Raw genomic sequence first — 24,940 nt, 5'->3', positions numbered from 1 at the left:
TGGTCTTTTTCTTGGACTTGATTGACTTATTTTTTCTGCAGTTTTCAAGGTACTGACTGGAATTTACATCCAGCATTCTGTCTCTTTTGATGAGACTCGGTGCTGAAATTATCCTCGCCTGGAATTAAACAGGTGGGCTATTCTGGACTTGAACCAGAGACCTCACCCTTATCAGGGGTGCGCTCTAACCAGCTGAGCTAATAGCCCCTCTTCCCAAACCTATCTCTAGTTTGAAAGCTGACACATTTCCCTTGCCACGACCTCGGGATTAATGAAAGTCGAAGTTATTTTTATTTAGTATTCCGCCAACTTCTGACTTCAAACTTCTGACTTCTGACTTCATTATGGTCTCCCTTTAAGGAGGTGATCCAGCCACACCTTCCGGTACGGCTACCTTGTTACGACTTCACCCCAGTCACTAGCCCTGCCTTAGGAGTCCCCCTCCCGAAAGTTAGGGTAACTACTTCGGGCGTGACCAGCTTCCATGGTGTGACGGGCGGTGTGTACAAGGCCCGGGAACGAATTCACCGCAGTATGCTGACCTGCGATTACTAGCGATTCCTCCTTCATGCTCTCGAGTTGCAGAGAGCAATCTGAACTGAGGCTGGGTTTGATGAGATTCGCTCTCCCTCGCGGGTTCGCTGCCCTTTGTCCCAACCATTGTAGTACGTGTGTAGCCCAGGGCGTAAGGGGCATGCTGACTTGACGTCATCCTCACCTTCCTCCGGTTTGTCACCGGCAGTCTCTCTAGAGTGCCCACCTTAATGCTGGCAACTAAAGACGAGGGTTGCGCTCGTTGCGGGACTTAACCCAACATCTCACGACACGAGCTGACGACAGCCATGCACCACCTGTGTTCCGGTTCCCGAAGGCACCTTCTCCTTTCAGAAAAGTTCCGGACATGTCAAGCCCTGGTAAGGTTCTTCGCGTTGCATCGAATTAAACCACATACTCCACCGCTTGTGCGGGCCCCCGTCAATTCCTTTGAGTTTCACACTTGCGTGCGTACTCCCCAGGCGGGAAACTTAACGCGTTGGCTACGGCACGGCTCGGGTCGATACAAGCCACACCTAGTTTCCATCGTTTACAGCTAGGACTACAGGGGTATCTAATCCCTTTCGCTACCCTAGCTTTCGTCCCTGAGTGTCAGTTTCGGTCCAGTAGCACGCCTTCGCCACCGATGTTCTTCCCAATATCTACGCATTTCACCGCTACACTGGGAATTCCCGCTACCCCTACCGAACTCTAGTCTCTCAGTTTCCACCGCCTGCCCAGAGTTAAGCTCTGGTCTTTGACAGCAGACTTGAAAGACCACCTGCGGACGCTTTACGCCCAATAATTCCGGATAACGCTTGCATCCTCCGTATTACCGCGGCTGCTGGCACGGAGTTAGCCGATGCTTATTCCTCAGGTACCGTCAGATCTTCTTCCCTGAGAAAAGAGGTTTACAACCCAAAGGCCTTCCTCCCTCACGCGGTATTGCTCCGTCAGGCTTTCGCCCATTGCGGAAAATTCCCCACTGCTGCCTCCCGTAGGAGTCTGGGCCGTGTCTCAGTCCCAGTGTGGCTGCTCATCCTCTCAGACCAGCTACTGATCGTTGCCTTGGTACGCTTTTACCCCACCAACTAGCTAATCAGACGCGAGCTCCTCTTGAGGCAAAAAATTTTCACCTTCCGGCACATCGGGTATTAGCAGTCGTTTCCAACTGTTGTCCCCATCCTCAAGGCAGATTCTCACGCGTTACTCACCCGTCCGCCACTAAGTCCGAAGACTTCGTTCGACTTGCATGTGTTAGGCATACCGCCAGCGTTCATCCTGAGCCAGGATCAAACTCTCCATGGTGTTGGTGTTTGATTTGACTCTTTGTCCTGCTTCCAACGAATCAAAAACAGAACGAGTAATTGACTTTTTTCTAAAGTTACCTAGACATCTAGGAACAAATAGAATATAATTGTTTCAACTAACAAGGGCTGTGTTTAATATCAGCTTTCAAACTATAGAATTTTCTTGGTTCGGTTCGCTTGGTGGAGCGTGTCGCTCTCAACCGCGCATCTACAAATATAACCAAACCACAAGGGAATGTCAACCCTTTTTTCAATTTTTTTTTGAACTTTTTCTACATCCCTCTCCCTACAAGGGTTCTAGCGATTAATTTTCTAGAGGATGTGGTCAGACAAAGTATAGTAGGCTTAGTGGTATTTACTCATTAAAGAAGTCCCCCAACCATAACGAGGTTATAGTTGGGGGACTTCTTTAATGAGTGTCGATGGATCTCAGAAAGACTAGCCTAAAATTTGTTGAACTAAGTCAATATACGGACTTTGGCAGAGGAGATAGGCAAAAAATGCCCCACCTGCACCACCAATAAAGAAACCATTGGCAAACTCACCCCAACCCTCAGAAGTTGCTAAAGCCTCGGGGGTATCAGGAGTGGTTAAAGTTTCTGTGGGTTTGGTAACACCCACGGAAGCGTACATAGATAGAGCGACGGTTAAAATAGCAACCAAACCTACCGCAGCTAATAAACCTGCTGTGCTGGCGTATTCTGTGTTACGCAGGGGTCCGAGAAGGGCAAATGGTCCATAGATAAAATAACCGTGAGCCATGCCAATCTCTAAACCTCGACGGTTGGGGGATAATCCTTGGCGGTAAGCAGGAAGATTTCTGATAAAAGCAAGAGAGAACCCTGAAGAGTTAACAGGAGTGGCTAAGTTGCCTACTTGAGGGTCTCCACCATGTTGAATTACGTCGATTGCCATTTTGGATTTCTTTGTAAATTATTAAACTGGGCTGATAAGCAGTATATTGACTTATCAGCCCTTTTTCTTACTTTTCTGAGAGAAATGTTAAGAATCTTTATATTTGTTAAATCTTGTCAAAGTTTCTAGTACGATTCATTATAGTTATTAGTTTAAATTGAAAAACAGGATTATAACAAATGACAGGTACATACGCTGCTGCCTACTTACCAGCCATTTTCGTCGCTTTACTCCCCGTCCTTGCTTTTACAGTGATGGGTCTTTTATTCGTTTACATCGAAACTGAAGCTTAAACCCTTCTTGTTTAATTAAAAAAGTCTCTCCAACTTCTGGGGGGGCTTTTTCAATGTTAAGTTAGTTTAAGTTGTTCAATTGGTGCGTTAGTTATGTCTGTTACTAAGGATACATCGAAGTCAATCAGCCCAACATTGTTAAGCGTTATTATTTTTCTAGCTGTGGTAGTGGTATGGATCGGAGTTCGTCTCATTTTTCCCGATGTTCCTACTTTTTTCGCAGGAACACAACCTGAAAATATTGGGGTCACTAATGAAAAATTACTCTCTTGCCCAAGTACCCCTAATTGTGTTAGTTCTCAAAGTGAAGATGCAGAACATTCTATTGAACCTTTAATTTATCAAGGAGAGGGTGAACAGGTTATCTCTGCTTTGAAAGATATTATTAATCAAGAAGAAAGAACTGAAATCGTTTCTGAAACTTCTGATTATCTTTATGCTCAATTTACCAGTCAATGGATGGGTTTTATCGATGATGTAGAGTTTTTTGTTAATAAAGATAAAGGTGTGATTGATGTTCGTTCCGCTTCCCGTTTGGGAGAATCTGATTTAGGTGTAAATCGTGAACGTATTGAAAGCATAAGACAGGCGTTGGAACAAAGTTAATTATTAATAGTGGACAAGGTGGGCAATGCCCACCCTACATTTTATAGATTTTTTTGTAATAGTATGCTAGAGATTATTATTGATTCTATAGAGACAAGTCCTAATAACTGCATTACTTTTGCTGATTACATGGACTTGGTTTTATACCATCCGCAGAAGGGTTATTATAGTTCTGCTCAGATTGATATCGGTTCTCAAGGTGATTTTTTTACATCATCTTCTTTGGGTTCTGATTTTGGCGAATTGTTGGCAGAACAGTTTAAGGAAATGTCGGCTGTTTTAAATAGTTCTGATTCATTTACTTTGGTTGAAGTTGGTGCAGGAACAGGTAGTTTAGCTGCTGATATTCTTCATTATTTTAAAATTCAATATCCTGATTTTTATCAGAATATTAAGTATATTATTGTTGAAGAATCTCAAGGGTTAATTGCAGAGCAAAAACATAAGTTACAGGAATTTGAGATAGTTACTTGGAAATCTTGGCAAGATATTACTGATAATTCAATTGTTGGTTGTATTTTTAGTAATGAATTAATTGACGCTTTCCCTGTTCATCAAATAGTTGTAGAGGATCAAACAGTCAAGGAAATTTATCTTACTTGGGAAAATAATCAAATCAAAGAGATTATTGATAATACATCAAGTCCTAGATTGTTAGAGTATTTTCAATTGGTTGATATAGATTTAACTAGAGATGATTATCCAGAAAATTATCGTACAGAAGTTAATTTAAAAGCATTGGATTGGTTACAAGTTGTTACTAATAAAATAAAAAAAGGTTATTTATTAACTATAGATTATGGTTATTCTGCCTCAAAATATTATCATCCTCAACGCTATCAAGGGACTTTAAACTGTTATTATCAACATCGTCATCATCATAACCCTTATGTTAATTTAGGAGAACAAGATATCACTACTCATGTCAATTTTACAGCTTTGGAGAAGCAAGGAAATTTGTTAGGATTAGAAACGGTGGGATTAACTCAACAAGGCTTATTTTTAATGGCTTTGGGACTTGGAGATCGCTTATCGGAGTTATCTAATGGTAATTATACTTTACCAGAAATTCTCAAGCGTAGGGATGCACTTCATCAATTAATTAATCCTACAGGTTTGGGGGGATTTAAAGTTTTAATTCAAGGTAAAGAAATAGATAAAAATAAACCCCTAAAAGGTTTAAGAGAAAATATTTAGTAACACAGTAACTCGGACTGTTACAAGCTAGAAGTTTGTGGTAGAATGTAATCAAGTATATTAATCAAAAGTAAATTTTTGCTAGCAAGAATTATGACTTATTCTGATGAAATAAAGACCTTGAAGTTTAGCAATGGTACAGAGATAAAAGTTGAAGCGATTGACTTGGTGGAGAAACTAGGGTGGGTGTTGATGATATTTTAGACTTTGATGATGTTACCAATGCTATAGAGGCGATCGCTACTTCAATAACAACTACTTTGGATAAGGTAAAACCTAAAAAAGCAAGTGTTGAATTTGGTGTTAAGGTAGGGGTAGAATCGGGTAAGTTAACAACATTATTAGTTAAAGGTTCAGGAGAAGCTAATTTAAAGATTACATTGGAATGGTAAGGTAGAAGCTACATATTTGCGTAGGGGTCAACGGCCGTTGACCCCTACAATATAAAATTATATAGTAAACAATTGTAGTGAAAAAATCAGTGAATCAAGCAATAAACCTGTTGAAAATCTGTACTGTACTTTTAAGTCATGAAGGGGGAAAGAATCATGATGGGACAGGTTTTTTTGTTGCTCATGGTTTAATTATAACTTGCTCTCATGTTTGTCAAAAATTCCAATCTTATAAAGCTTATGCTACCTGGAATAATAGAGATTACTGTGTTAAAGTTAGAAAATGTTCTGATGATTTAGAAAAGTATGATTTAGCATTATTAGAGTTAACAGATAAGGAAATAAAACATCCCTATTTACCTTTAGAAGAAAGGGTAAATGTTGGTGATGAGTTATATACCTTTGGTTATCCTGGGAATCAGATTAATGGAGATGTTGGCACTTATGAAGTTATTGGTTTTGATGGTAATAATTTATTAAAGTTTAAGGAAGGATTGGTAAAAAATGGTCAGAGTGGATCTGCTTTATTAAACTTAAGAACTAATAAAGTTTGTGGGTTAATTATTATTAGTTTAGATACAAGACAAGATATAGGAGGGAGAGGAGTACCTGTATCAGTAATATATGAGTATTTTCCTGAATTAAGGAAATTACAAGCTGTTAAAGAAAATCCTTTTATTCCTCTCACGGAACCCATAAAAATTTACCAGGATTTATTTGGTAGAGATGAAATTATAGAGGGAATATTTGATATATTGAATGCAGGAGGAAGTGTGGCTTTAGTGGGAGAGATAAAAACAGGAAAAACCTCTACTTTAAAAGCAGTTCAGGAATTAGCAATAGATAAATTAAGTAAGAAAAGAAAAGTGGTTTATTTAGACTTAGTTAATATATTTGAAGATAATAATTTTTACTTTGCCTTGTGCGATGAAGTGGAAATTAATGTAGAAAATGTTCAACCACCTACAGGCTATTTATTCTTTCGTGAAATTAGAAAATATCGAATTTTACTATTATTAGATGGCATTGAACAAATGACTTGGGTAGGGTTTACTGCCCCTTTAAGGAGTCAAATTAGAAGTTTAGCAAATGATAGTGATCCTCCTTTCCGTTTGGTTGTAGCAGCCAATAAACCATTAACACAACTTTTTGCAGATAGTGGACAAGATTCTCCCTTTGAAGGTATTTGTCAAGAACTTTTTTTAAACCCTTGGAATGCAACTATAATTGAAGATTTTATTACACTTCGCTTGTCTCAAACTAATATACAATTTAGCGAAGAAGAAGTTAAAATAATTATTAATGATAGTCAAGGAAATCCCCAAAAAGTTATGCAGTATTGTTATGAATTATATAAATCAAAATCTTGACAAATTAATTATTATTCTTATTCTTATACAAATTTCAAAAAGTCTGGCTAGACATTACCGTAGGGGTCAACGGCCGTTGACCCCTACAACATAAACTTATATAGTCTCAGTTAATGAAAATGGTATTACTTAGATTGCTTCGGGGTGTGTTCAGGAAAAGTTAAAATTTACTGTTTATACGGCCCCTCGCAATGACCACTTAACTCTCTAATTATGTCATTCTGAGGAACGAAGAATCTCCCTTAACATGAAATATCATAATATAGCAATCATCTATCAGTTGTGAGAATTAATGTTGAAACTTATCCCCCCTAACCCCCCTTATTAAGGGGGGAACTAAAGGGGGGATCTCAAGAATCTCAAGAACCATTACTGATTGCTATAGGTAATGCGACATTAAACTCATACCATTTATGTAAATTATGCCAACTTCTGTCCCCAAACTGGATTTATCCCCTAAATTAAACCGTCCATTATATTTATGGAATCCTTTTGATTATTTATTATTGTTATATTGGGTTTTCTTTTTTCCTCAAGCCTTACGGTGGTATGAAGAAAAATGGAGGTCAGGAAAAAAATTATCTGATTACAAAACCTGGGGAGAAAAATGGCAATTTTTACAACAACATCCCCAACAATTACAGTTATGGATACAAGGGATTTTATTAACCCTTACTGTCCCTTTCGCCATGGCCAAAGCATTAGAACTACTTGGCGTTAATATTTATTGGTTCGGAGTTGCCGTCGGAGTTGCCTACGGAGTTGCCTTCGGAGTTGCCTTCGGAGTTGCCTTCGGAGTTGCCTTCGGAGTTGCCGTCGGAGTTGCCGTCGGAGTTGCCTACGGAGTTGCCTACGGAGTTGCCGTCGGAGTTGACGGAGGAGTTGCCTACGGAGTTGACGGAGGAGTTGCCGTCGGAGTTGACGGAGGAGTTGCCATATTACGTCCCGAAAATTGGCTGATGGGCTGCTACTTATCTTCATGGCTGCTGAAACAAAGAGGACTCTTAACCTCTCGTATTACTGTTGTTCCTCTGCCTGATGTTGCTACTTTATTAGAGAACTGGTTACGGGAAGATTGGCAAGCAGGAATTTATAACCTGAACCAAATATTAGAATATAGTTTACAGTTTATTGCTGTTATCAAAGCTATTAATCAAGCTATCAAAAAAATTCCCGATGAACAGTTAATTTATCGTTTCTCCCAGTTAAGCGAAATAACCAAAGACTGGGATTTAGTCAAATACTGCTCTGCTTCTTTAAGAGATAGTTTAAAATCTAGAGCTTTAGACGGTTTTTTTCTGTTACTTCCTGCTTGGAAAAGGAGTCTAAAATCTCGTTTAAATACTGATTTACGAATAGATACGTTTCCCCATGCCATTGCCGCAGGTTTCTGGTATTTATATCAGGAAAATCCATCAAAAGCAACGGAGGCGTTTCAAGTCACTCGTTCTTTACTATACGGAGAAGAAATGTATGTTTTAGCAACTATTTTAACAACGCTTGAGCAGCCTGAAGATTGGCAGGATATTGTGACAATAAATCTCCCTAGTTTTCCATCACCTCCTTATTTACGTTCTAATACCTGGGAAGTGATGAACAAATTTCAAACAATTATTGCTAATGTTCAAGAAATAGAGCAAGCGACAACTATTGTACGACGTTCCACCGCTTTAAAACGTGCTATTGGAGAACTACGGAATATTATTGAAAGGGGAGGTAAAGAGACAGAAAAAGATAAATTTCTTCCTGAAGCTGAGAGAGACTTAATTATTAAGATTGCCCAAAAATGGAAATCTAGTTTAGAAACTATTGCCACAGAAGTTGGGGATATAACTATTACTGAACCTATTTCTAGTCCTTATGTAATTGGTGATCCGGTTTTTGGTCAATTATTTGTTGGTAGGGAAGATATTTTACGAGAATTAAAAGAACTTTGGATAAATGCGGCACAAGTACAATCGGTTATTTTATATGGTCATAGACGCATGGGTAAAACATCTATTCTCAGGAATATTAATAGTTGTTTGGATGCGGATATTAAACTAGCCTATCTTAATTTACAAATTTTAGGAGAAGTTAGGCAAGGTTCTTCAGAAATTGTTATGGCAATGAGTGATGAAATTAGCGAAGTTTTAGATATTTCTGCTCCCAATGATACAGACTTTTTGCAGTCACAGGAACGAACTTTTAGACGATTTTTAAAGAAGATAGAAAAAGAAATGACCTGTCAAGGGTTAATTATTTCTCTGGATGAATTTGAAACCTTAGAATATTTGATTGAGGAAGAGAAAATTTCTAAGGAATTTATGAAAAGTTTACGATCTTGGGTACAAATGAGTCCTAAAATTGGCTTTATTTTTGCTGTTTTACATACTTTAAAGGAAATGAGTAGTGATTATTTTCATCCTTTTTATGCTAGTTTTAGCCGTAATATTTTGGTTAGCTTTCTCTCTAAACCTGCTACCAATCAACTCTTAGAATCTCCTAATGAAAATTTTACCTTACAATATACAAAAGAAGCATTAGAAGAAATATATTACTTAAGCAATGGACAACCTTATTTAGTTAATTTAATGGGGTTTTATTTGATTCGTCGTTTTAATGACTATCGCTTTAATCAAAAGATAAAGACAGATGATAAACTAACTTTAGAAGATGTAACAGCTATCATTAATAATAACTTTTTCCAACAGGGAAGTTATTATTTTCATGGTATTTGGAACCAAGCGGCAACTTCTCCTGATGGACAGCAAGAGATTATCAAAATGTTAGCCCCATATCAACAAGGTTTAACTATTAATCAATTACTAGAAACAAGTAACTTTACCGAATCAGAAATTGAGCCTATTATAGAGAGTTTGAAACGTCATGATGTAATTGAAGAAAAAGATAATAAATATGTTATTACTGTTGAACTTTTTAGACAATGGGTAACTAATGAGTATTATGTGGCTCAAGAAAAAAATTAATATAGTTAATTTCAATAAAAGTGATCCACAATTTACCTACTTTATTGTTATCCCAATTTCGTAAAATTAAGCTACATATTCTAGTAGGGGTCAACGGCCCTTGACCCCTACAACCTTTAAAGTTGGTACTATATGTTATTTCTAAATGCTACCCAATAATTGTATAGCAATCATTTATCAGTTATGAGAATTAATGTTGAAATTGATCCCCCCACTACCCCCCTTATTAAGGGGGGAACTAAAGGGGGGATCTTGAAAATCTCATAAACCATTACTGATTGCTATATAATAGAAAAAGACAAGATTGAGGATATAAGATGAGTCAATCCAAACCAATGGTTGAAAGTATCGTTCATTCTGTAATGGGAGTTAAAGAGACAGCACCATCTATAAAATCTCTAAACAATAGTCAAGAAATTGATGGCAAAGCAATCCTTACTTATCTATTAGGAACCTTAACACAAATTGCCTTGATGGTTTTTGCACTTTGGGCAACATCACAAGCTTATAACCGTCTTCTAATATATAATATTCCTGATTGGTCCTATACAGCGATCGCCAGTTTATTCTTAATTTTCTTAACTATTCGTTCTCGCTTATTTTCTCCCTTAGATAATACGAGAAATGCAGGAACTTATAAAGAAGTTATTCTACCTAACTGGGCCCCACCCCCGTTAGCATTTCCTATTATTTGGATGACTATTGGTGTCTTAAGAATGGTTTCTTCTCTGTTAGTTTGGCAGGCCATGGGTGAAAATTTCTTAGCTTTTCCTTTAATTATCTATGTTACCCATTTAGCTTTAGGGGATACTTGGAACACGATTTTTACCGTACAAAGAAGATTTGGTGCAGCAGTTCCTGTGGTAATTTTTGGTCCTTGGTTATCAGCAATTATTGTTACTGTAATTTATGGTCAGACAACTACTTTAGCCGGATTTTTATTGCTTCCTTCCGTTATTTGGATAACCGTTGCTTGTGTTCTTGTTTATAGTATTTGGCAATTAAATGGCCGTGAACCTTTCTATCCTACAAAACGAGAAGCCATTGAATCATGAGCCGTTATTTTTTATCAGTTATCTTAGTTACAATTTTTAGCTTTTTTTCTCTCCATTCAATTGCCTCTGGAACGGAATTAAGGGAAAGCGATCGCATTATAGAAGGTCATTTATTACCCTGTCCTTCTGAAGTTGCTTGTGTGGTAAGTTTGCAGGAAGAAAGTTCCTATTATATTGATCCTATTTCCTACCACATTGAGAGAAATAAAGCCAAAGAAATCTTGTTAAAAGTTTTAACCGTTGTTCCCAGAACTAAGGTTATTGAAACAAAAGATAACTATATTCTGGCACAATCGAAAGGTAAATTTTGGGGTAGAATGGATGACTTAGAGTTTTACTTTACCCCAAATTCATCTACAATAGAACTACGTTCAGCATCTCGTAGTAATAAATTTGATTTAGGTTTGAATCGTAGACGGTTAGAACAAATCAGATTAGCATTAAAAGAACTGAATGTTTAGAGGTTTTTTGTAAAAGAGATGATCTCCAATTATCCCCCTTACAAAGGGGGACTTTTCAGAGGATTAAAGAATCTTTTCTAACCCATAAACCAAACTTTTCAACTCAGTTACTTTACGAATAGAAAGCAAAACTCCTGCCATATAACAAGAGCGATCGCTGGTATCGTGGCGTAAGGTATAAATCTCCCCTTGTGCGCCGAAAATCACCTCTTGATGGGCGATTAACCCGGGTAAACGTACACTATGAACCCGAATATTATCACCCACCAAACTGCCTTTAGCACCAGGTATACTTTCTGTTTCTTGGACAGAAGGAGGGTTATAGGTTTTTCCTAAATCAGACAACATTTGCGCCGTTTTAATAGCGGTTCCGCTTGGTGCATCTGCTTTTTGATTATGATGGAGTTCAATAATTTCTACGTGTTCAAAATATTGAGATGCTTGGATAGCAGCTTGTTGCAGTAAGACCATTCCAATAGAAAAATTGGGGATAATTAAACATCCTGTACTTGCTTTATCAGCAAACTCAGCTAAGTCTTGTAACTGCTTATTAGATAATCCAGTGGTTCCCACCACCGGACGTACTCCATAGGCGATGGCACTTCTCACGTTATCATAAACGCCGTCAGGGTGGGTAAAATCAACCATCACACCTTGAACTTGTTCCTGAGTTGCCACCACTAAAATGCTTTCTAGATCATCGACTATAGGTACTTCCAACTCACCGCATCCGGCAACTTCTCCCACGTCTTGGCCACGATAGTCAGGGTTTTTATCTACGGCTCCCACTAACATCATATCTTCTGCTTGGGCAACCGCTTTAATCACTTCACGACCCATTTTACCAGCAGCACCATTAACAACGACGGGGATGGGGGTTTCAACTGTCATTTCTCTGTTTAATCCTTAAATATACCGAGATTTAGTCTCATTTTACCTGAAACTGTTAATTCAAGTTTAAGAAAATAATTAAGAATCAATATTATCAGGGTTTTCACTGAGTATAGGTAGCAGAAACTTACGAGAAATTAACTATTGTCAAATTCTTAAAGACCATAAATAATTGACGAAAGATGCACCCTTGAATTTTTTGACTCTTAATCCTATCGATAATCTTCTCTCTAAGCAAGCAATGATGACTAACATAAATGATACTCAAACTGAAATTGTAACGGAACTTAATCCAAAGTTATACAAAAGAAAACATAAAAGACTCACAATAAACCAGGGCAAATTAGTACAGATAATTTTTAATCAAAAAGAAGTTTATAGTCCTTGTCAGGGAATGATTCTCAATGACTCTTTCGATGGATGTGCTTTACTGCTAACAAGCGACCATAAGATAGATAAAGGGCAAAGATTGTTGATATTGATGAACAATATTGAACCCATAAAAGCTGAAGTGATATGGAGTCGAAATATAAATAATACTGAGTTGGAAGTTGGTATAAAGTATATAGGCTCTAAGACATTAAAAATGAAATTATTCTTTCAAAAAACTAATCCCGATAACTGTTGAATTCCTTCTCTGGTTTCACCCAGTTAGGGGAAGATAATAAGGCCATATTTCTGAGATAGTAAAAGTATAACTAGGTAAGGACTTAAATCATGATTATTCTGATGAGATTTATGGTTGCTGCTACGATTGTTTTTATTATTGCCGATATTATACCTTTCCCTAACTATCCTTCAGGATATATTGCTACAACCATTAATGAACACAATCAAAATCAGAAGACAAAATGATTTTGTTCAAATTAAGCTAATCATTGCACAAGGATTTTTACTAATGGTTCCTCATTTTTTGATAAGTTAATTAAATAATTGAGCGGGTTTTATTCACCCCTCAACCCCTCATACACTCCCCAATAGTGGGACTTTAGCTCATTTAAATCCCAAAACCCTAAAGCCCCTAAGCCCTTCCTATTAGGTAATCAATTTAACAAAAAAAGCCTAAACTAAGTTAAACTAAGGTTTTAGTGAGTGATTTTAACGAAGGACAGAATTTCCTATGGTTGCAACCCCAACGAAACCTAAATACGATATTAAGGACATAAATCTCGCTGCTCAAGGAAAACAACGCATTGACTGGGCAGCCCGTGAAATGCCTGTTTTGCGCCAAATTCAAGAACGTTTTGCTAAAGAAAAGCCTTTTGCTGGTATTCGTTTGACTGCTTGCTGTCACGTCACCACCGAAACTGCTGGTTTAGCTATTGCCCTCAAAGCAGGTGGCGCAGACGCATTACTCATTGCTAGTAACCCTTTATCTACTCAAGACGATGTAGCTGCTTGCTTAGTAGCTGATTATGGTATCCCCGTCTATGCTAAGAAAGGGGAAGACGACGCAACTTATCATAGTCATGTTCAAATAGCTTTAGACCATCGCCCCAACATTATCATTGATGATGGTAGTGATGTAGTTGCGACTCTGATTAAAGAGCGTCAACATCAGATGGAAGACATCATCGGCACCACAGAAGAAACCACCACCGGGATCGTTCGTCTCTTAGCGATGCTGAAAGATGGGGTTCTAACCTTCCCTGCCATGAATGTTAACGATGCTGATACTAAGCATTTCTTTGATAACCGCTACGGAACCGGCCAATCTACCCTTGATGGTATCATCCGTGCCACCAACGTTCTCTTAGCTGGTAAAGTGGCTGTAGTCGCTGGCTACGGTTGGTGTGGTAAAGGGGTAGCAATGCGCGCCCGTGGACTCGGTGCTAATGTTATTGTTACAGAAATTGACCCTGTAAGAGCCATTGAAGCTGCTATGGATGGCTTCCGTGTAATGCCTATGGCTGAAGCTGCTCAACAAGGAGATGTGTTCATCACTGTAACCGGTAATAAGCACGTTATTCGTCCCGAACATTTTGAAGTGATGAAAGATGGAGCGATGGTTTGTAACTCCGGTCACTTCGATATTGAAATTGACTTAGAATCTTTAGGGGCAAAAGCTTCTGAAGTTAAGGAAGTCCGTAACTTTACCCAAAAATACACTCTACCCAGTGGTAAAGCCATTGTCGTCCTTGGAGAAGGTCGTTTGATCAACTTAGCTGCTGCTGAAGGACACCCCAGCGCAGTAATGGACATGAGTTTTGCTAACCAGGCTCTCGCTTGCGAATACTTAGTACAGAATAAAGGTAAGTTAGAACCCGGTCTCTACAATATTCCTAAAGAATTGGATCAAGACATTGCTCGTTTAAAACTGAAAGCAATGGGCATCGCAATTGATAGTTTAACCCCTGAGCAAGAAGAATACATCAATTCTTGGACTGTTGGAACTTAATTGCAGTTATGTAGAAGAGAGATAAAACCAGATCTCAAGTGTATTGTCTGTAACGGTTAATTTTCAAATATTTTTGGGCAGGTTATTCCTGCCCTTTTTTGTGTGGTATATTGATTGTCAATCTTTTTAAATTTTCCAATAAAATCATTATGGCAAGATTATCAGTTGAATTAAATCGTTATTTTTTTGAGGAAGATCGCTCCTCAGATATAAAATTAATTGATATCCTAGAGTTGGCTGGAGAACGGGTTTTTGGCTTTTTATTCGTCATTTTAGCTTTACCTTCTGCATTACCAGTTCCCGCACCTGGTTATTCTATTCCCTTTGGAATTTTGATGTTTTTGTTGGCTATTCAACTGATCGCAGGGGCAAAAATTCCTTGGCTTCCTCAAAAAATGATGAGGGGATCAATGAAGTTGACAACGATCCAAGCTTTTCTCAAAAAAGGTAACCCCTGGTTACAAAAAATTGAAGCTTTAACTCGTCCCAGAATGAGCTATATTTGTACCAGTTTTCCTGGCAGAATTATTATTGGGGTTGCCATCGCTTTGATGTCAATTTCTATGATGATCCCCATCCCTGGAACCAATACTTTACCTGCGATCGGTATTTTTGTAACCGCTTTTGGACTACAAGAAGACGATGGTTTTATTAGTTTGGGAGGCTTAGTTATTTGTTGTCTGGCTGCTGTTCTTTCTACTTCTATTATTATGGTGGCTATTTGGGGAGGAACTAGCTTAGTTGATGTTATTAAAGAATCTTTAGGCCGCTAATAATAACCTTCATTAATAGATTGTAGGGGTTTAGCATTGCTAAACCCCTCTCCACATATAGCAATCAGTTGTCAGTTGTGAGAATTAATATTAAGTAAAAGGGAAAGCAGATCCCCCCTAACCCCTCTTAATAAGGGGGGATCTGCAAGCTCGTCATAAATCATTACTGATTGCTATATTTAGGGTTTGCTGAAAAAGTTTCTCCAAAATTTATGCCACTTTTGACCAAGAATTTTCTGACAAATCAATAAGTTTTAGTACATAAAAATTGTTTAAAGTATAATCAAAATTAATGAAAGGCGGTTTGATGAGTTCCCTTGTTCTATTATTAGTAAATAAGGACAAAAAAAGCGACAAAAACTGCCTCAGAAGTTTAGAAAGATTGACAACAAAAAATGTAATAGCAATAGATGTAATGGAGGTTTCAGGGAGTTTTGTCATCACGAGATTTAGGCTAAATCTTCGTTTAGCTTGTCCAAACTTTCCCTCAATAGCATTACGGAAGCATTCATCGGAGTGGGCTTGTTTCTTTTCTTCTTCACTGACATTTTTCGGAGGTCTTCCTAACTTCGGACCACTGATTCTTATCCCTCTTTCCTTACACCAATTTCTGTTTTCCCTAGTTCGATAAATTTTATCTACATGGACGGATTCGGGATAATAGCCAAACGTTTTTTTATACTTTTCTACTTGTTCTTTTAAATGACAAGATTCATTGAAGTTTTCCCAACTTATTTTGTCTAGAAACACATAGTTATCTACACAGCTTACTGAGAGTTTAGCTCCAAACTCTATTGGTTTTCCTGCTTTTCCCCTCACTATTGGACGAATATGCGGTTGAGTTAAACTTACAATTCTTTGAGGAACATCTTGTTGATAACAATTTAAACCTATAAAGTATTGTAGATAGGGATTTTCTCTAATCTGTTCTATAGTTTCTCTATCACTTGTTCCTAATTTTTCCTTAATAATTAATGTCCCTAATGCCATTCTAAATAGTTTGGCTGGCGCACCTTTTTCTGCTGAAAAAAGTTTAGCATATTCTTCCTCAAAATCATCCCAAGGTATCAACTCTGCCATGATTACCCAACGATTATTGGGGGACAATTTGCCCTCGAAAGGTAATTCAAATTTTTCTGGGGGCGGTAAAGGTTGCTCCTCTTTTCGATACATTTGTTCTTGACCAACAACTGGGAAGTGTTTCTACCAATTATAGCGGTTTGTAGCCGACAAAGCTGATCTTTTTTGCGATCGCGAATATGGGTGTAACCTTTTAAAGAATAGGGTTTTGCTTTTATTCAGCAAACCCTATTTAGTTAATACCGATTTGAGCTATGCTAACTTAAGCGGAGCAAGACTCAGTAATATTAATATGGAAGGAGTTGATTTCCGTTATGCAACTCTACCACAAACTGATTTTCATCTTTCCTACTTAGTGGGTGCTAATTTCAGTAATGCTAATTTAGCCGATGCTAAGTTAACAGAGATTAATATGAAAAACGCTAATTTCAGTGGTGCTAATTTAACCGGAACTGTTTTTAATTCTTCCTATTTAGTTGGTGTTAATTTGAATGACGCTACACTTGACTCAGCCCAACTAAGAGATATTAACATGAGTCGGGCTAATTTAGCTGGGGCTAATCTTCATAATGCTAACTTAGCTGATTCTAATCTAGACAATGCTAACTTATGCGGTGCTATTATGCCCAATGATGACATTTCTCAAATTGGGTGTGCTGCCATAAGTGTTCGGTAATAAATTGTACTCTGATGGGTAAATCGATTATAGAGTGGGCAACTTGTCCAGTACCAAAGATTAAGAATTAAGAATTAACTCAAAATTCTTAATTCTTTGTTTGTAGTAAGTCCTTTAGGACTTTCAAAGCTAGTATTAATCAAGGCTAAAGCCTTGACTACAGACTTTTCTATTTTATATTTAATTACATCTACCTAATGAGAAGATTGAGGACTAAAACTAGAAATTAATAAAAACAAGATCCCAACATTAATAAAAACATCTGCTAAATTAAACACGGGAAAATTAATCAAACGAAAATCAAAAAAATCCACTACATAACCAAATAAAAAGCGATCTAATCCATTTCCTAATGCACCAGCTAAAATAAAACCATAGCCTAATTGTTCTGTAACTTTCATTTTTTCTCCCCACCAAGCCAAAGCCATTAACCCTAAACTTACGGCTAAAGAAAGCCAGCGTAACCATTTAGCCCCACCTTCAAAAAAACTAAAGGCCGCCCCCGTATTAATAACATAAGTAAAGTGGAAAACCCCTAACCATAATGGTATGGTATCACCAATATTAGGAAAGGTTTGCACTACCCAATATTTGGTCAGTTGATCCAAGGCAAACCCGACTAAACCCACTATCCAAAACCAAAGATTTTTTTTCACGAATAATTAAATAAAGAGAATATGACGCAAAATAAAAGCAATAACAGCCACAGTACAAACAACAACTAATTGTCCAGGAATCGGGTCTACAGAATAACTCATAATCAGGTCAAGAAGGTTATTAGAAGGTAACTCAGAAGGTATTAAAAACCAGAGTCCCACTAAATAAATTAAGCCAGAAACATGAATAATTAGTAAACCAGCCATAGCACTAAGGGCTAATAATTCTAATTTTGTTCTCCTGCGAAACGCTAACCAACCACACAACCAGGCCCCAGGCATAAACCCTAAAAGATAACCAAAACTCGGTTGTTGCCAATATTGTAAGCCACCCCCTTGAGCAAAAATAGGGTACCAAAATAAACCCAAGAAAATGTAGGCTACTTGAGCCAGGAAACCGGCATTTTTGCCCCCCATACAGCCAGTTAAGAGGACAGCACCCACTTGAAAGGTGATGCCAAGGGGTAAGGAGTTGACCCCTTCTTGGGTCCAACTCCAGGGAGTATTGATGACGAAAGCTTCAACAAAGGTGCTGAATATGGTTAGTAATAAGCCGATGATGGCCCAAAGTAGTTCATTGGCAAAAGACACCGTTGATGAGGATTTTTTTTTATTAGTGAGCTTGTTTGTGCGTTTGCGTTTGATATTCACCAGGAATTGGAGCTTCACCCCCTTGCAGTCCTAAAGATTCTAGCATAGCGTGATCTTTTTCTGGGGGTTGTCCCAAAGTGGTCAGATAATGTCCGATCAGCATAGCATTAATTCCTGATTTTAACCCTAGACTTTGTAATTGTCCCATTACTGCTTCTCTTCCCCCGGCATATCTTAAAATTTGTTCGGGGAGAATAAAGCGGAAAATGGCGATCGCTTTTAGGGCTTCAAAAACATCTAATTTCTGTAAATCTCCTAACGGGGTTCCTTCTCTGGGGTTGAGTAGGTTAAGGGGAACGGATTCAACTTCTAATTCTCGTAAGGAGATGGCGAGATCCACCCTATCTTCCCAAGTCTCTCCCATGCCCATAATTCCCCCCGCACAGGCTTGTATTCCTGCTTTTTTGACGTTTTTAACGGTTTCGACGCGATCGCTCCATTCATGGGTAGAAACGATGGATTGATAATAGTTTTCGGAGGCTTCTAAGTTATGGTTATAACGAGTGACACCTGCTTCTTTTAATTGCTGTGCTTGTTCTAGGGTAACTTCTCCTAGAGCGCAACAGGGCTTAATATTGGTTTCGGTAGTAATCTGTCTTACTGTTTCTAGAATTTTCTCAAATTCCCCCGATTTCGGGCTATTATATTTAGGTCCTCGGCCTTGACTCACTAAACAGAAGCGTTTAGCCCCGGCGGCTTCGGCTGCTTTTGCTTGAGCAAGAATTTCTTCGGAAGGTTTTAACCCATAGATGGGGCTATTTTCCCCTTGATGGTGGACAGACTGGGAGCAAAACTGACAATTTTCCGAACAGTTGCCAGATTTCACATTGACAATGCTACAGAGATCCACTACGTTACCACAACAAGCTTGACGAATGCGATCGGCTGCTTCACATAGTAATACAATGTTATCTAGGCCGTCTATTTTGGTGAGGTTTAAGGCTTCGGTTTTGTTGAGGCGATCGCCGTTGATAATGCGTTGGGATAGGGTATCTAACCAGTGTTTTAGAGGGGTTGTTTCTGGGGGTAGGGACTGAGTTTGAGGAGGTGAGGGGGATAATTGAACCACGATAGTCTTACCTGATAAAGTATTATGAATTGTATCATTGCAGGGTTTTTCCCTAAGCTTAATGGTAAGAAATCTTTAAATTAGGATTTTTAGTATAGTGAGCAAGATGCTCACACTCCTCAACAGTACAAAAATAAGCGACGGACATTTTTTATCCTGATGTCGCCAGAATACCCTAATCTTTTTATCCTTTATTATTTGATGATACCCTTATCATTATGATACCATCAGTTTTTTTGCGATCGCTTTAAAGTTGAAAAACTCTTTTGAGACAATCATTAAGTTTATTCAATAAACTTATATCTAGTTTTCCTAATCTTCTTGTAATTAAATTACGCTCAATTGTCACCATCCGAGAAACTCTAACTTTAGAGGTAACTTTTAATCCTGTCTTAGAAAATTCAGAATTAGTGGTTTCAATAACAAATTCTTCTGGAGTAACATGATTGACGTTTTGAGAAGAAATAAAACAAACAGTGACATCTATTCCTGATAAATCAACCCATAAAACAACAGCAGGACGGAGTTTCGTTGTACTTAAATCAGTGAAAGGAAAAGGTACTAAAACAATATCTCCTTTTTTCAGAGACATTAAACTGATTCTCCATCTTCTAAAGTATATATATCTGGTTCATCAGCAAGAAAATCAAAAGAATTACCTTTTTGAGCTAAGTTAATTAGTTCTTGTGTCCTAATTTGATTATTATCAAAGAAGAGTTTTTCTTCAAAATTTTTCCTTTCTTCTTCCGAAAGGGAGCCAATGATTGTAATCAAAGAATCAACTAATTTGTGATTCATATTTCTTTTTTGAGCGAATAAACATTTACATTATAGCAGTTACTACTTCAACTAACAAACTGTTTCAAAACGTCTAAAGTTTGCTCTCCTGTATTTTGCCAACTAAATTTTTTTGCTTGTTGTAAACCTAATCTTTTTAAGTGCGATCGCATCTCATCATCTGTGGCAATTTTTTCCATTGCTGCTGTTATCTCTTCTAGGTTATAAGGGTTAATTAATAAAGCTGCATCTCCTGCTACTTCGGGTAAGGAAGATATATTTGAGGTAATAACAGGAGTACCGCATCCCATTGCTTCTAAAACAGGAAACCCGAAACCTTCCCACAAAGAAGGAAATACTAATGCTAATGCTTGATTTAATAATATAGGTAACTGTTCATACTCAACATAATCAAGGATTTTTAGTTGTTTGTCAATGCCTAATTCTTCTGCTTGTTCTATTAATTTAGGAGTATAACGTTTATCCGTTGGACCAGCTAACCAAAGTTGATAATTTTTGTTCTTTTTTAAGTTAGCAAAAGCTTCTACAATACGATCAACATTTTTATGGGGATCATGACGACCTAAATAGAGAAAATAAGGAAGATTTAAAGCATCTTCTTTGACTTCTAAAGGTTTAAAATGTTCTTGATCATAAGCGAGTAAAATAGGGGTTATTTTTTGAGCAGGAATGTTAAATATATCAACAATATCTTTAGCAGTTGCTTGAGAGTTACAGATAATATGTTCTGCTTGTTTAAGCACTTGAGGAATATAATATTTAAAGTAAGGAGTTAAAGGGGATGTTTTTTTAGGAAAGCGTAAAGGAATTAAATCATGTACCATCACCACCGAACGACATTTACTATATAAAGGTGCTTCAGGAACAGGAGAAAATAATAAATTTGCTTGTAATTTATGATAAATTTTTGGGAGTTTAAACTGTGTCCAAATCAGACGGTTTAAATGTCCTCTTGTTCCTTGTTCTGGGGTTAAATTATTAGGTACTAAATAGGTATTAAAATCTTGATATTGTTGGGATGCTAGTAAAGTGGGTTCTAAGGATTTTAAATAAGGAAAAACATTGTTAGCATAAACCGTTATTCCTGTTGGTTTTGATAACAGTAAGGATAAATTTATCAGTAATTGTGATTGATGATTCATGAGGTAATATCATTTAATTAACTATTAAGTATATCCTAAATTAGGTATCCATTAAAAATAACTGACGATACTCAACTTAATCATGGTATCTGCGTATCATAACATTACTTCATCTTAAAGATCAAGCAGTTAAAGATCGATAAATATCTAAAGTTACTTTTGCGGTTCGTTCCCAGGAAAATTTATTAGCTTGTGTTTTCCCCTTATTAATCATCTCTTTTCTTAAAGTAGAATTATCTACTACTTTTAACATCATTTCTGCTAATTCATAATAGTTATTGGGGTCAATATATAATGCTGCATCTCCGGCCACTTCGGGTAAAGAAGAAGTATTGGAAGTAATAACTGGTGAACCTAATGTCATTGCTTCGAGTACAGGTAAACCAAACCCTTCATAAAAAGATGGATAGATAAATGCTTCTGCTTGACTATAAAAAATAGCAACTAATTCATCAGAAACATAGTCTAAGTGTTTGATATCTCCTTTGCATTGAGATGATTCTATTTGATCTAAAATATCTTGATAATCCCAGCCTTTTTTACCAATTAATATTAATTGATGAGGTATTTTATAATTATGTTTTAAATATTCATAAGCTTTTATTAACGTTAAAATATTTTTTCTAGGTTCTAAGGTACTGACAAATAAGAAATAAGGTTTCTCTAAATCATCATTAATAACTTGGCGATGATTATCTAATAATTGAGGGTTTAAATAATTACTAGGATAACGACTTGCTTGGGGTGTTACATAAATAATATTGGGATCAATATTGAGTAATTCTGCAATATCTTGTTTAGTATTTTCTGAAAAGGTTATGATAGCATCTGTCCAACTTAAACAGCGTTTGATTCTTTCTAGATAACCTTTAACAATGTTTGTCGAATATTCAGGGAACTTGATAAATGTTAGATCATGAATAGTCATTATTTTTTTTGCTTTCTGATAAGGAAAAATATAATGATCCGTTCCTTGAATAATATCAGGTTGTTCTAACTTTTTTTCAAAATAGGGTAATATAAAAGGAGAATATTTTGCTAATCTATCGGCTAAACTAACGGGAATAGGTAAACAGGAAACATGAGGATATTGACACAATAACTCTGGACTAGATAAATTACGTTTCAACCAATTTTTTACCGAAGGATGAAAATAAATATCTAAGGTAAAATTTTCTATTTCTTGTAGTTGAGATAATGCGTTAATTAGATTTAATGTATAAACACCAATACCAGTTAATTTTCCTCTGACGGGGGTTGCATCAATACCAACTTTAAACATCATTTTTCACTATCATTTCTGAATAAATTTTCTTCATAAGACTAGCATAATTATCAACACTATGAAACTCTTGATAATTGTACTGCATTTTGCTTATTTTTTCTTGAATAATATCACTGTTAATAACTTGTCTTATCATATCAAAAACTTGTTTTTCATCTTCCCAGTTAATTACTAATTCTCCTAAATTATGTTTCAATAATTCCGAGGCCATCCAAGTATTTTCAGTGACTAATGGGGTTTTTCCTGCCATAATAGACTCAGTGAATATTCCTGATGTTCTTCCTTCATACGCAGGATAGTTGTAAGGTAATAAAATTACCTGAGTTCTTCCCAACCAATGATAATATTTTTCTCTGTTTAAATAGTTATCAACTAACGTTAATTCTACTCCATTATTAACTGCTGTTACTTGAGATGTTTCTGCACAAACTAGGCGAATATTTCTAGTATTATCTCCCGAATAATGAGCTATTTTTTTAATAATTGTCCATCCTTTTTCTTCTCTAGGGGAACCAGGCCACCAACAAATAATTTTCGATTTATCTTGAGATTTTATGCTACAATGACTAATATCGGTATGAGGGATAGGCATCACGGTAACGGATGTTTCAAAGTAGTTTGATAAAGATTCACTTAGGCGATCGCTATCCGTTAAAAGTTTAAATCTTCCTGATTTTATCCTCTTCTTAATTAAAAAATTAAGTAACTTATAAATCCCACGAGTATTATCTTTATGAGTATCTAACCGATATAATAACCAAACCGATAAATTATCAGTGGGAACCCATAACAGAGCAAGATATAAAGCAAATAATTGTAGATGAATAAATCTCTCTAACAAAATAATAGAGTCATCTGAGTTATTAATTACTTTATGTTTTAAATAGTTAGCGATAGTTTTAGCTAAGTTTACACTTTCATTTATCCTAAAAAGTTTAATAACTAAATTTCCTTCTTTTTCTAAATTGTTATTACTTAAACCTTCATCCCAACCTGTAGGTAAGTTATCAACTTTATTATTAACTGGAACAATAACTTTATGTTGCCATCCTAACTTTTTAATTGCTTTATTAACCTCTTTATGATAAGGAATAATATGTCCCTCACCTTCCATTAAATTAGGGATTAATGATATAAATATAGGTGATAACTGTTTTCCCTCATCTTGACTCATGAGTAATTATTTATTAGGGTTTAATAATATTGTAAGGGTTTAACCATGTTAAACCCCTACGGTGATGGAATCAATTTAACTGTATCTTGTAAACTGTCAAAAATTTCTACTTTACGGGAATATTGAGCAATATTTTGTAGGGTTTCTTTTCCTCTCCCAGTTAACACCAACACTGGTTGACACTCAGCATTAATGGCACATTGTACATCACTAGGAGCGTCTCCTACACACAAAGATTGAGATAGAGAAACACCGTGTTTTTTAGAAGCATCAATTATCATTTTAGGAGCAGGTTTACGACACAAACAGTTATCTTGAGGATGATGGGGACAGATAAAAATGTCAGTAAATGTCACCCCAAACTTGCCATATTCCTCAATAATATGATTGTGTACTTTTTCCACATCTTCTAAAGTATAGTAACCCCTTCCTACCCCTGCTTGGTTAGTAATTATAATTAATAAATAACCAGCATCTTGCCATCGTTTTAATGCTTCCCCTGCACCCAGAGGAAGCTCAACTTGTTCAACTTTACTAAGATAAGGAACATACTTAATAACAACCCCATCTCTATCCAAAAATAGAGCCTTTTGAAGTTGCGTATAAGGGGTAAGAGTAGTTGTCATAGTTATTATTAGACAGCGATCTGTGCTTCTAAACCAGCTTTAGCAAATAACTGTGCTTCCACCTCTTCACAAATACGATGATAAGATATTAGATGGATTTCTTGAATATAAGGGGTATGATATTCAGGGACAAATAAAGGATAATCTGTGAGATCCTTGAGCATTCCTCCATTGTTACCCGACATCCCGATGGTGAGCAACCCTAAATCTTTGGCCATTTCCATCGCACGAACAACATTAGCAGACTTCCCAGAGGTAGAAATACCCCAGAGAATGTCCCCTGGTTGGGCAAATGCTTCTACCTGACGGGCAAAAACTGTCTCAAACTCGTAATCATTCGACCATGCTGTTAATGTAGCCGGATTTGTTCCTAAAGCGATCGCAGGTAAACCCTTACGATGCAGTTGAAACCTTCCCACAAACTCAGCAGCGATGTGTTGAGCATCCGCAGCAGATCCACCATTACCACAGATTAACAGTTTATTGCCAGCTTTGAACTGTCTGGCAACAATACCAATGGTATCCTCCAAAGATCGACAGTATTTGGCGTTAAACGCTTCTTCTAGGCATTTTAGCCTGTGTTGAATCCAATAGTTCACCGTTCCATCCTCACATATTC

At 36.9% G+C, this 24,940-nt stretch carries 25 protein-coding genes, 1 tRNA gene and 1 rRNA gene; 12 read left to right on the top strand and 15 right to left on the bottom strand.

Going from position 1 to position 24,940, the window contains the following annotated elements; translation table 11 throughout:
• Positions 1-133: 133 nt before the first annotated feature.
• The 3 genes from CWATDRAFT_RS07545 to CWATDRAFT_RS07535 all read right to left on the bottom strand — a co-directional run bounded on the left by CWATDRAFT_RS07545 (position 134) and on the right by CWATDRAFT_RS07535 (position 2,759).
• Positions 134-207: transfer RNA gene (locus CWATDRAFT_RS07545), tRNA-Ile, on the bottom strand.
• Positions 208-356: 149 nt separating this feature from the next.
• Positions 357-1,842: ribosomal RNA gene (locus CWATDRAFT_RS07540) — 16S ribosomal RNA — on the bottom strand.
• Between the two features lie 440 nt (positions 1,843-2,282).
• Positions 2,283-2,759 carry a photosystem I reaction center subunit XI gene (locus tag CWATDRAFT_RS07535; protein WP_007304441.1) on the bottom strand — a complete coding sequence of 159 codons (477 nt, stop codon included), beginning with the start codon at positions 2,757-2,759 and terminating at the stop codon, positions 2,283-2,285.
• A 179-nt stretch (positions 2,760-2,938) separates the two neighbouring features.
• Between CWATDRAFT_RS07535 and CWATDRAFT_RS33120 the strand changes: the two genes are divergently transcribed.
• The 8 genes from CWATDRAFT_RS33120 to CWATDRAFT_RS07500 all read left to right on the top strand — a co-directional run bounded on the left by CWATDRAFT_RS33120 (position 2,939) and on the right by CWATDRAFT_RS07500 (position 11,102).
• Positions 2,939-3,052 (top strand): hypothetical protein, encoded by a 114-nt coding sequence (locus tag CWATDRAFT_RS33120; protein ID WP_007313465.1) that lies wholly within the window; start codon positions 2,939-2,941, stop codon positions 3,050-3,052.
• 93 nt (positions 3,053-3,145) lie between these two features.
• Entirely contained in the window at positions 3,146-3,658 is a 513-nt protein-coding gene (locus tag CWATDRAFT_RS07530) for a DUF1499 domain-containing protein (RefSeq protein WP_007304440.1), read from the top strand.
• Positions 3,659-3,721: 63 nt separating this feature from the next.
• Entirely contained in the window at positions 3,722-4,855 is a 1,134-nt protein-coding gene (locus tag CWATDRAFT_RS07525; protein WP_007304439.1) for a class I SAM-dependent methyltransferase, read from the top strand.
• A 182-nt stretch (positions 4,856-5,037) separates the two neighbouring features.
• Entirely contained in the window at positions 5,038-5,247 is a 210-nt protein-coding gene (locus CWATDRAFT_RS07520) for a CU044_2847 family protein (RefSeq protein WP_232287034.1), read from the top strand.
• A gap of 89 nt (positions 5,248-5,336) precedes the next feature.
• Positions 5,337-6,617, top strand: a complete 1,281-nt coding sequence (locus CWATDRAFT_RS07515) for a trypsin-like peptidase domain-containing protein (RefSeq protein WP_007304438.1) — start codon at positions 5,337-5,339, stop codon at positions 6,615-6,617.
• Positions 6,618-7,039: 422 nt separating this feature from the next.
• A complete protein-coding gene (locus CWATDRAFT_RS07510; RefSeq protein ID WP_007304437.1) occupies positions 7,040-9,586 on the top strand; it encodes an AAA-like domain-containing protein in 2,547 nt (848 codons plus the stop codon).
• Positions 9,587-9,903: 317 nt separating this feature from the next.
• Positions 9,904-10,641 carry a TspO/MBR family protein gene (locus tag CWATDRAFT_RS07505; RefSeq protein ID WP_007304436.1) on the top strand — a complete coding sequence of 246 codons (738 nt, stop codon included), beginning with the start codon at positions 9,904-9,906 and terminating at the stop codon, positions 10,639-10,641.
• Positions 10,638-11,102, top strand: a complete 465-nt coding sequence (locus tag CWATDRAFT_RS07500; RefSeq protein ID WP_007304435.1) for a DUF1499 domain-containing protein — start codon at positions 10,638-10,640, stop codon at positions 11,100-11,102. Before CWATDRAFT_RS07505 ends, CWATDRAFT_RS07500 begins: the two co-directional genes overlap by 4 nt.
• A gap of 63 nt (positions 11,103-11,165) precedes the next feature.
• Here CWATDRAFT_RS07500 and dapB read toward each other — a convergent pair whose 3' ends face one another.
• Complete coding sequence (gene dapB, locus CWATDRAFT_RS07495) at positions 11,166-11,993, bottom strand: 4-hydroxy-tetrahydrodipicolinate reductase (RefSeq protein ID WP_007304434.1); 828 nt, start codon at positions 11,991-11,993, stop codon at positions 11,166-11,168.
• 172 nt (positions 11,994-12,165) lie between these two features.
• Between dapB and CWATDRAFT_RS07490 the strand changes: the two genes are divergently transcribed.
• The 3 genes from CWATDRAFT_RS07490 to CWATDRAFT_RS07480 all read left to right on the top strand — a co-directional run bounded on the left by CWATDRAFT_RS07490 (position 12,166) and on the right by CWATDRAFT_RS07480 (position 15,164).
• A complete protein-coding gene (locus CWATDRAFT_RS07490; RefSeq protein WP_042711313.1) occupies positions 12,166-12,621 on the top strand; it encodes a hypothetical protein in 456 nt (151 codons plus the stop codon).
• 492 nt (positions 12,622-13,113) lie between these two features.
• Positions 13,114-14,391 (top strand): adenosylhomocysteinase, encoded by a 1,278-nt coding sequence (ahcY, locus tag CWATDRAFT_RS07485; protein ID WP_007304433.1) that lies wholly within the window; start codon positions 13,114-13,116, stop codon positions 14,389-14,391.
• Between the two features lie 149 nt (positions 14,392-14,540).
• On the top strand, positions 14,541-15,164 hold the full coding sequence (locus CWATDRAFT_RS07480; protein WP_007304432.1) for an exopolysaccharide biosynthesis protein: 624 nt from the start codon (positions 14,541-14,543) through the stop codon (positions 15,162-15,164).
• A gap of 210 nt (positions 15,165-15,374) precedes the next feature.
• Here the strand turns inward: CWATDRAFT_RS07480 and CWATDRAFT_RS07475 are convergent, their stop codons facing one another.
• Positions 15,375-16,337, bottom strand: coding sequence for a transposase (locus CWATDRAFT_RS07475; RefSeq protein ID WP_007304431.1), 963 nt, complete (start codon positions 16,335-16,337; stop codon positions 15,375-15,377).
• Positions 16,338-16,491: 154 nt separating this feature from the next.
• On the opposite strand from CWATDRAFT_RS07475, the gene CWATDRAFT_RS07470 reads away from it, so the two are divergent.
• Positions 16,492-16,920: a pentapeptide repeat-containing protein gene (locus tag CWATDRAFT_RS07470; protein ID WP_042711343.1), complete on the top strand. Its 429-nt coding sequence runs from the start codon at positions 16,492-16,494 to the stop codon at positions 16,918-16,920.
• A 194-nt stretch (positions 16,921-17,114) separates the two neighbouring features.
• Here CWATDRAFT_RS07470 and lspA read toward each other — a convergent pair whose 3' ends face one another.
• The 10 genes from lspA to gmhA all read right to left on the bottom strand — a co-directional run bounded on the left by lspA (position 17,115) and on the right by gmhA (position 24,920).
• Positions 17,115-17,576, bottom strand: a complete 462-nt coding sequence (gene lspA / locus CWATDRAFT_RS07465) for a signal peptidase II (RefSeq protein WP_007304429.1) — start codon at positions 17,574-17,576, stop codon at positions 17,115-17,117.
• Positions 17,577-17,582: 6 nt separating this feature from the next.
• Positions 17,583-18,227 (bottom strand): biotin transporter BioY, encoded by a 645-nt coding sequence (locus CWATDRAFT_RS07460; protein ID WP_007309844.1) that lies wholly within the window; start codon positions 18,225-18,227, stop codon positions 17,583-17,585.
• The gene (gene bioB / locus CWATDRAFT_RS07455) at positions 18,190-19,296 is read right to left on the bottom strand and encodes a biotin synthase BioB (protein WP_007304427.1); all 1,107 of its coding nucleotides are present in this window, start codon (positions 19,294-19,296) and stop codon (positions 18,190-18,192) included. The genes CWATDRAFT_RS07460 and bioB overlap by 38 nt, the downstream gene beginning before the upstream one ends.
• 247 nt (positions 19,297-19,543) lie before the next feature.
• Positions 19,544-19,888 carry a type II toxin-antitoxin system PemK/MazF family toxin gene (locus CWATDRAFT_RS07450; protein WP_007304426.1) on the bottom strand — a complete coding sequence of 115 codons (345 nt, stop codon included), beginning with the start codon at positions 19,886-19,888 and terminating at the stop codon, positions 19,544-19,546.
• Complete coding sequence (locus CWATDRAFT_RS07445) at positions 19,888-20,094, bottom strand: hypothetical protein (RefSeq protein WP_007309843.1); 207 nt, start codon at positions 20,092-20,094, stop codon at positions 19,888-19,890. The genes CWATDRAFT_RS07450 and CWATDRAFT_RS07445 overlap by 1 nt, the downstream gene beginning before the upstream one ends.
• A gap of 47 nt (positions 20,095-20,141) precedes the next feature.
• Positions 20,142-21,236 (bottom strand): glycosyltransferase family 4 protein, encoded by a 1,095-nt coding sequence (locus CWATDRAFT_RS07440; RefSeq protein ID WP_007304425.1) that lies wholly within the window; start codon positions 21,234-21,236, stop codon positions 20,142-20,144.
• A gap of 121 nt (positions 21,237-21,357) precedes the next feature.
• Positions 21,358-22,518 carry a glycosyltransferase family 4 protein gene (locus CWATDRAFT_RS07435; protein WP_007304424.1) on the bottom strand — a complete coding sequence of 387 codons (1,161 nt, stop codon included), beginning with the start codon at positions 22,516-22,518 and terminating at the stop codon, positions 21,358-21,360.
• Positions 22,511-23,695, bottom strand: a complete 1,185-nt coding sequence (locus tag CWATDRAFT_RS07430; protein ID WP_007304423.1) for a glycosyltransferase — start codon at positions 23,693-23,695, stop codon at positions 22,511-22,513. Before CWATDRAFT_RS07430 ends, CWATDRAFT_RS07435 begins: the two co-directional genes overlap by 8 nt.
• Positions 23,696-23,751: 56 nt before the next feature.
• Positions 23,752-24,321, bottom strand: coding sequence for a D-glycero-alpha-D-manno-heptose-1,7-bisphosphate 7-phosphatase (locus CWATDRAFT_RS07425; RefSeq protein ID WP_007304422.1), 570 nt, complete (start codon positions 24,319-24,321; stop codon positions 23,752-23,754).
• 8 nt (positions 24,322-24,329) lie between these two features.
• Positions 24,330-24,920 (bottom strand): D-sedoheptulose 7-phosphate isomerase, encoded by a 591-nt coding sequence (gene gmhA / locus CWATDRAFT_RS07420; protein WP_007304421.1) that lies wholly within the window; start codon positions 24,918-24,920, stop codon positions 24,330-24,332.
• Positions 24,921-24,940: the final 20 nt, after the last annotated feature.

The sequence above is a fragment of the Crocosphaera watsonii WH 8501 genome, from assembly GCF_000167195.1.
Taxonomy (GTDB): domain Bacteria; phylum Cyanobacteriota; class Cyanobacteriia; order Cyanobacteriales; family Microcystaceae; genus Crocosphaera; species Crocosphaera watsonii.
The sequence above is the reverse complement of the archived record's forward strand: the minus strand, read 5'-3'. Positions and strand labels throughout refer to the sequence as shown.

Bases quoted from the DNA above. Each gene is read 5' to 3' on its own strand.
- CWATDRAFT_RS07535 (WP_007304441.1), bottom strand. From the start codon at position 2,759: ATGGCAATCGACGTAATTCAACATGGTGGAGACCCTCAAGTAGGCAAC.
- CWATDRAFT_RS33120 (WP_007313465.1), top strand. From the start codon at position 2,939: ATGACAGGTACATACGCTGCTGCCTACTTACCAGCCATTTTCGTCGCT.
- CWATDRAFT_RS07530 (WP_007304440.1), top strand. From the start codon at position 3,146: ATGTCTGTTACTAAGGATACATCGAAGTCAATCAGCCCAACATTGTTA.
- CWATDRAFT_RS07525 (WP_007304439.1), top strand. From the start codon at position 3,722: ATGCTAGAGATTATTATTGATTCTATAGAGACAAGTCCTAATAACTGC.
- CWATDRAFT_RS07510 (WP_007304437.1), top strand. From the start codon at position 7,040: ATGCCAACTTCTGTCCCCAAACTGGATTTATCCCCTAAATTAAACCGT.
- CWATDRAFT_RS07505 (WP_007304436.1), top strand. From the start codon at position 9,904: ATGAGTCAATCCAAACCAATGGTTGAAAGTATCGTTCATTCTGTAATG.
- CWATDRAFT_RS07500 (WP_007304435.1), top strand. From the start codon at position 10,638: ATGAGCCGTTATTTTTTATCAGTTATCTTAGTTACAATTTTTAGCTTT.
- dapB (WP_007304434.1), bottom strand. From the start codon at position 11,993: ATGACAGTTGAAACCCCCATCCCCGTCGTTGTTAATGGTGCTGCTGGT.
- ahcY (WP_007304433.1), top strand. From the start codon at position 13,114: ATGGTTGCAACCCCAACGAAACCTAAATACGATATTAAGGACATAAAT.
- CWATDRAFT_RS07480 (WP_007304432.1), top strand. From the start codon at position 14,541: ATGGCAAGATTATCAGTTGAATTAAATCGTTATTTTTTTGAGGAAGAT.
- CWATDRAFT_RS07475 (WP_007304431.1), bottom strand. From the start codon at position 16,337: ATGTATCGAAAAGAGGAGCAACCTTTACCGCCCCCAGAAAAATTTGAA.
- CWATDRAFT_RS07450 (WP_007304426.1), bottom strand. From the start codon at position 19,888: ATGTCTCTGAAAAAAGGAGATATTGTTTTAGTACCTTTTCCTTTCACT.
- CWATDRAFT_RS07445 (WP_007309843.1), bottom strand. From the start codon at position 20,094: ATGAATCACAAATTAGTTGATTCTTTGATTACAATCATTGGCTCCCTT.
- CWATDRAFT_RS07440 (WP_007304425.1), bottom strand. From the start codon at position 21,236: ATGAATCATCAATCACAATTACTGATAAATTTATCCTTACTGTTATCA.
- CWATDRAFT_RS07435 (WP_007304424.1), bottom strand. From the start codon at position 22,518: ATGTTTAAAGTTGGTATTGATGCAACCCCCGTCAGAGGAAAATTAACT.
- CWATDRAFT_RS07430 (WP_007304423.1), bottom strand. From the start codon at position 23,695: ATGAGTCAAGATGAGGGAAAACAGTTATCACCTATATTTATATCATTA.
- CWATDRAFT_RS07425 (WP_007304422.1), bottom strand. From the start codon at position 24,321: ATGACAACTACTCTTACCCCTTATACGCAACTTCAAAAGGCTCTATTT.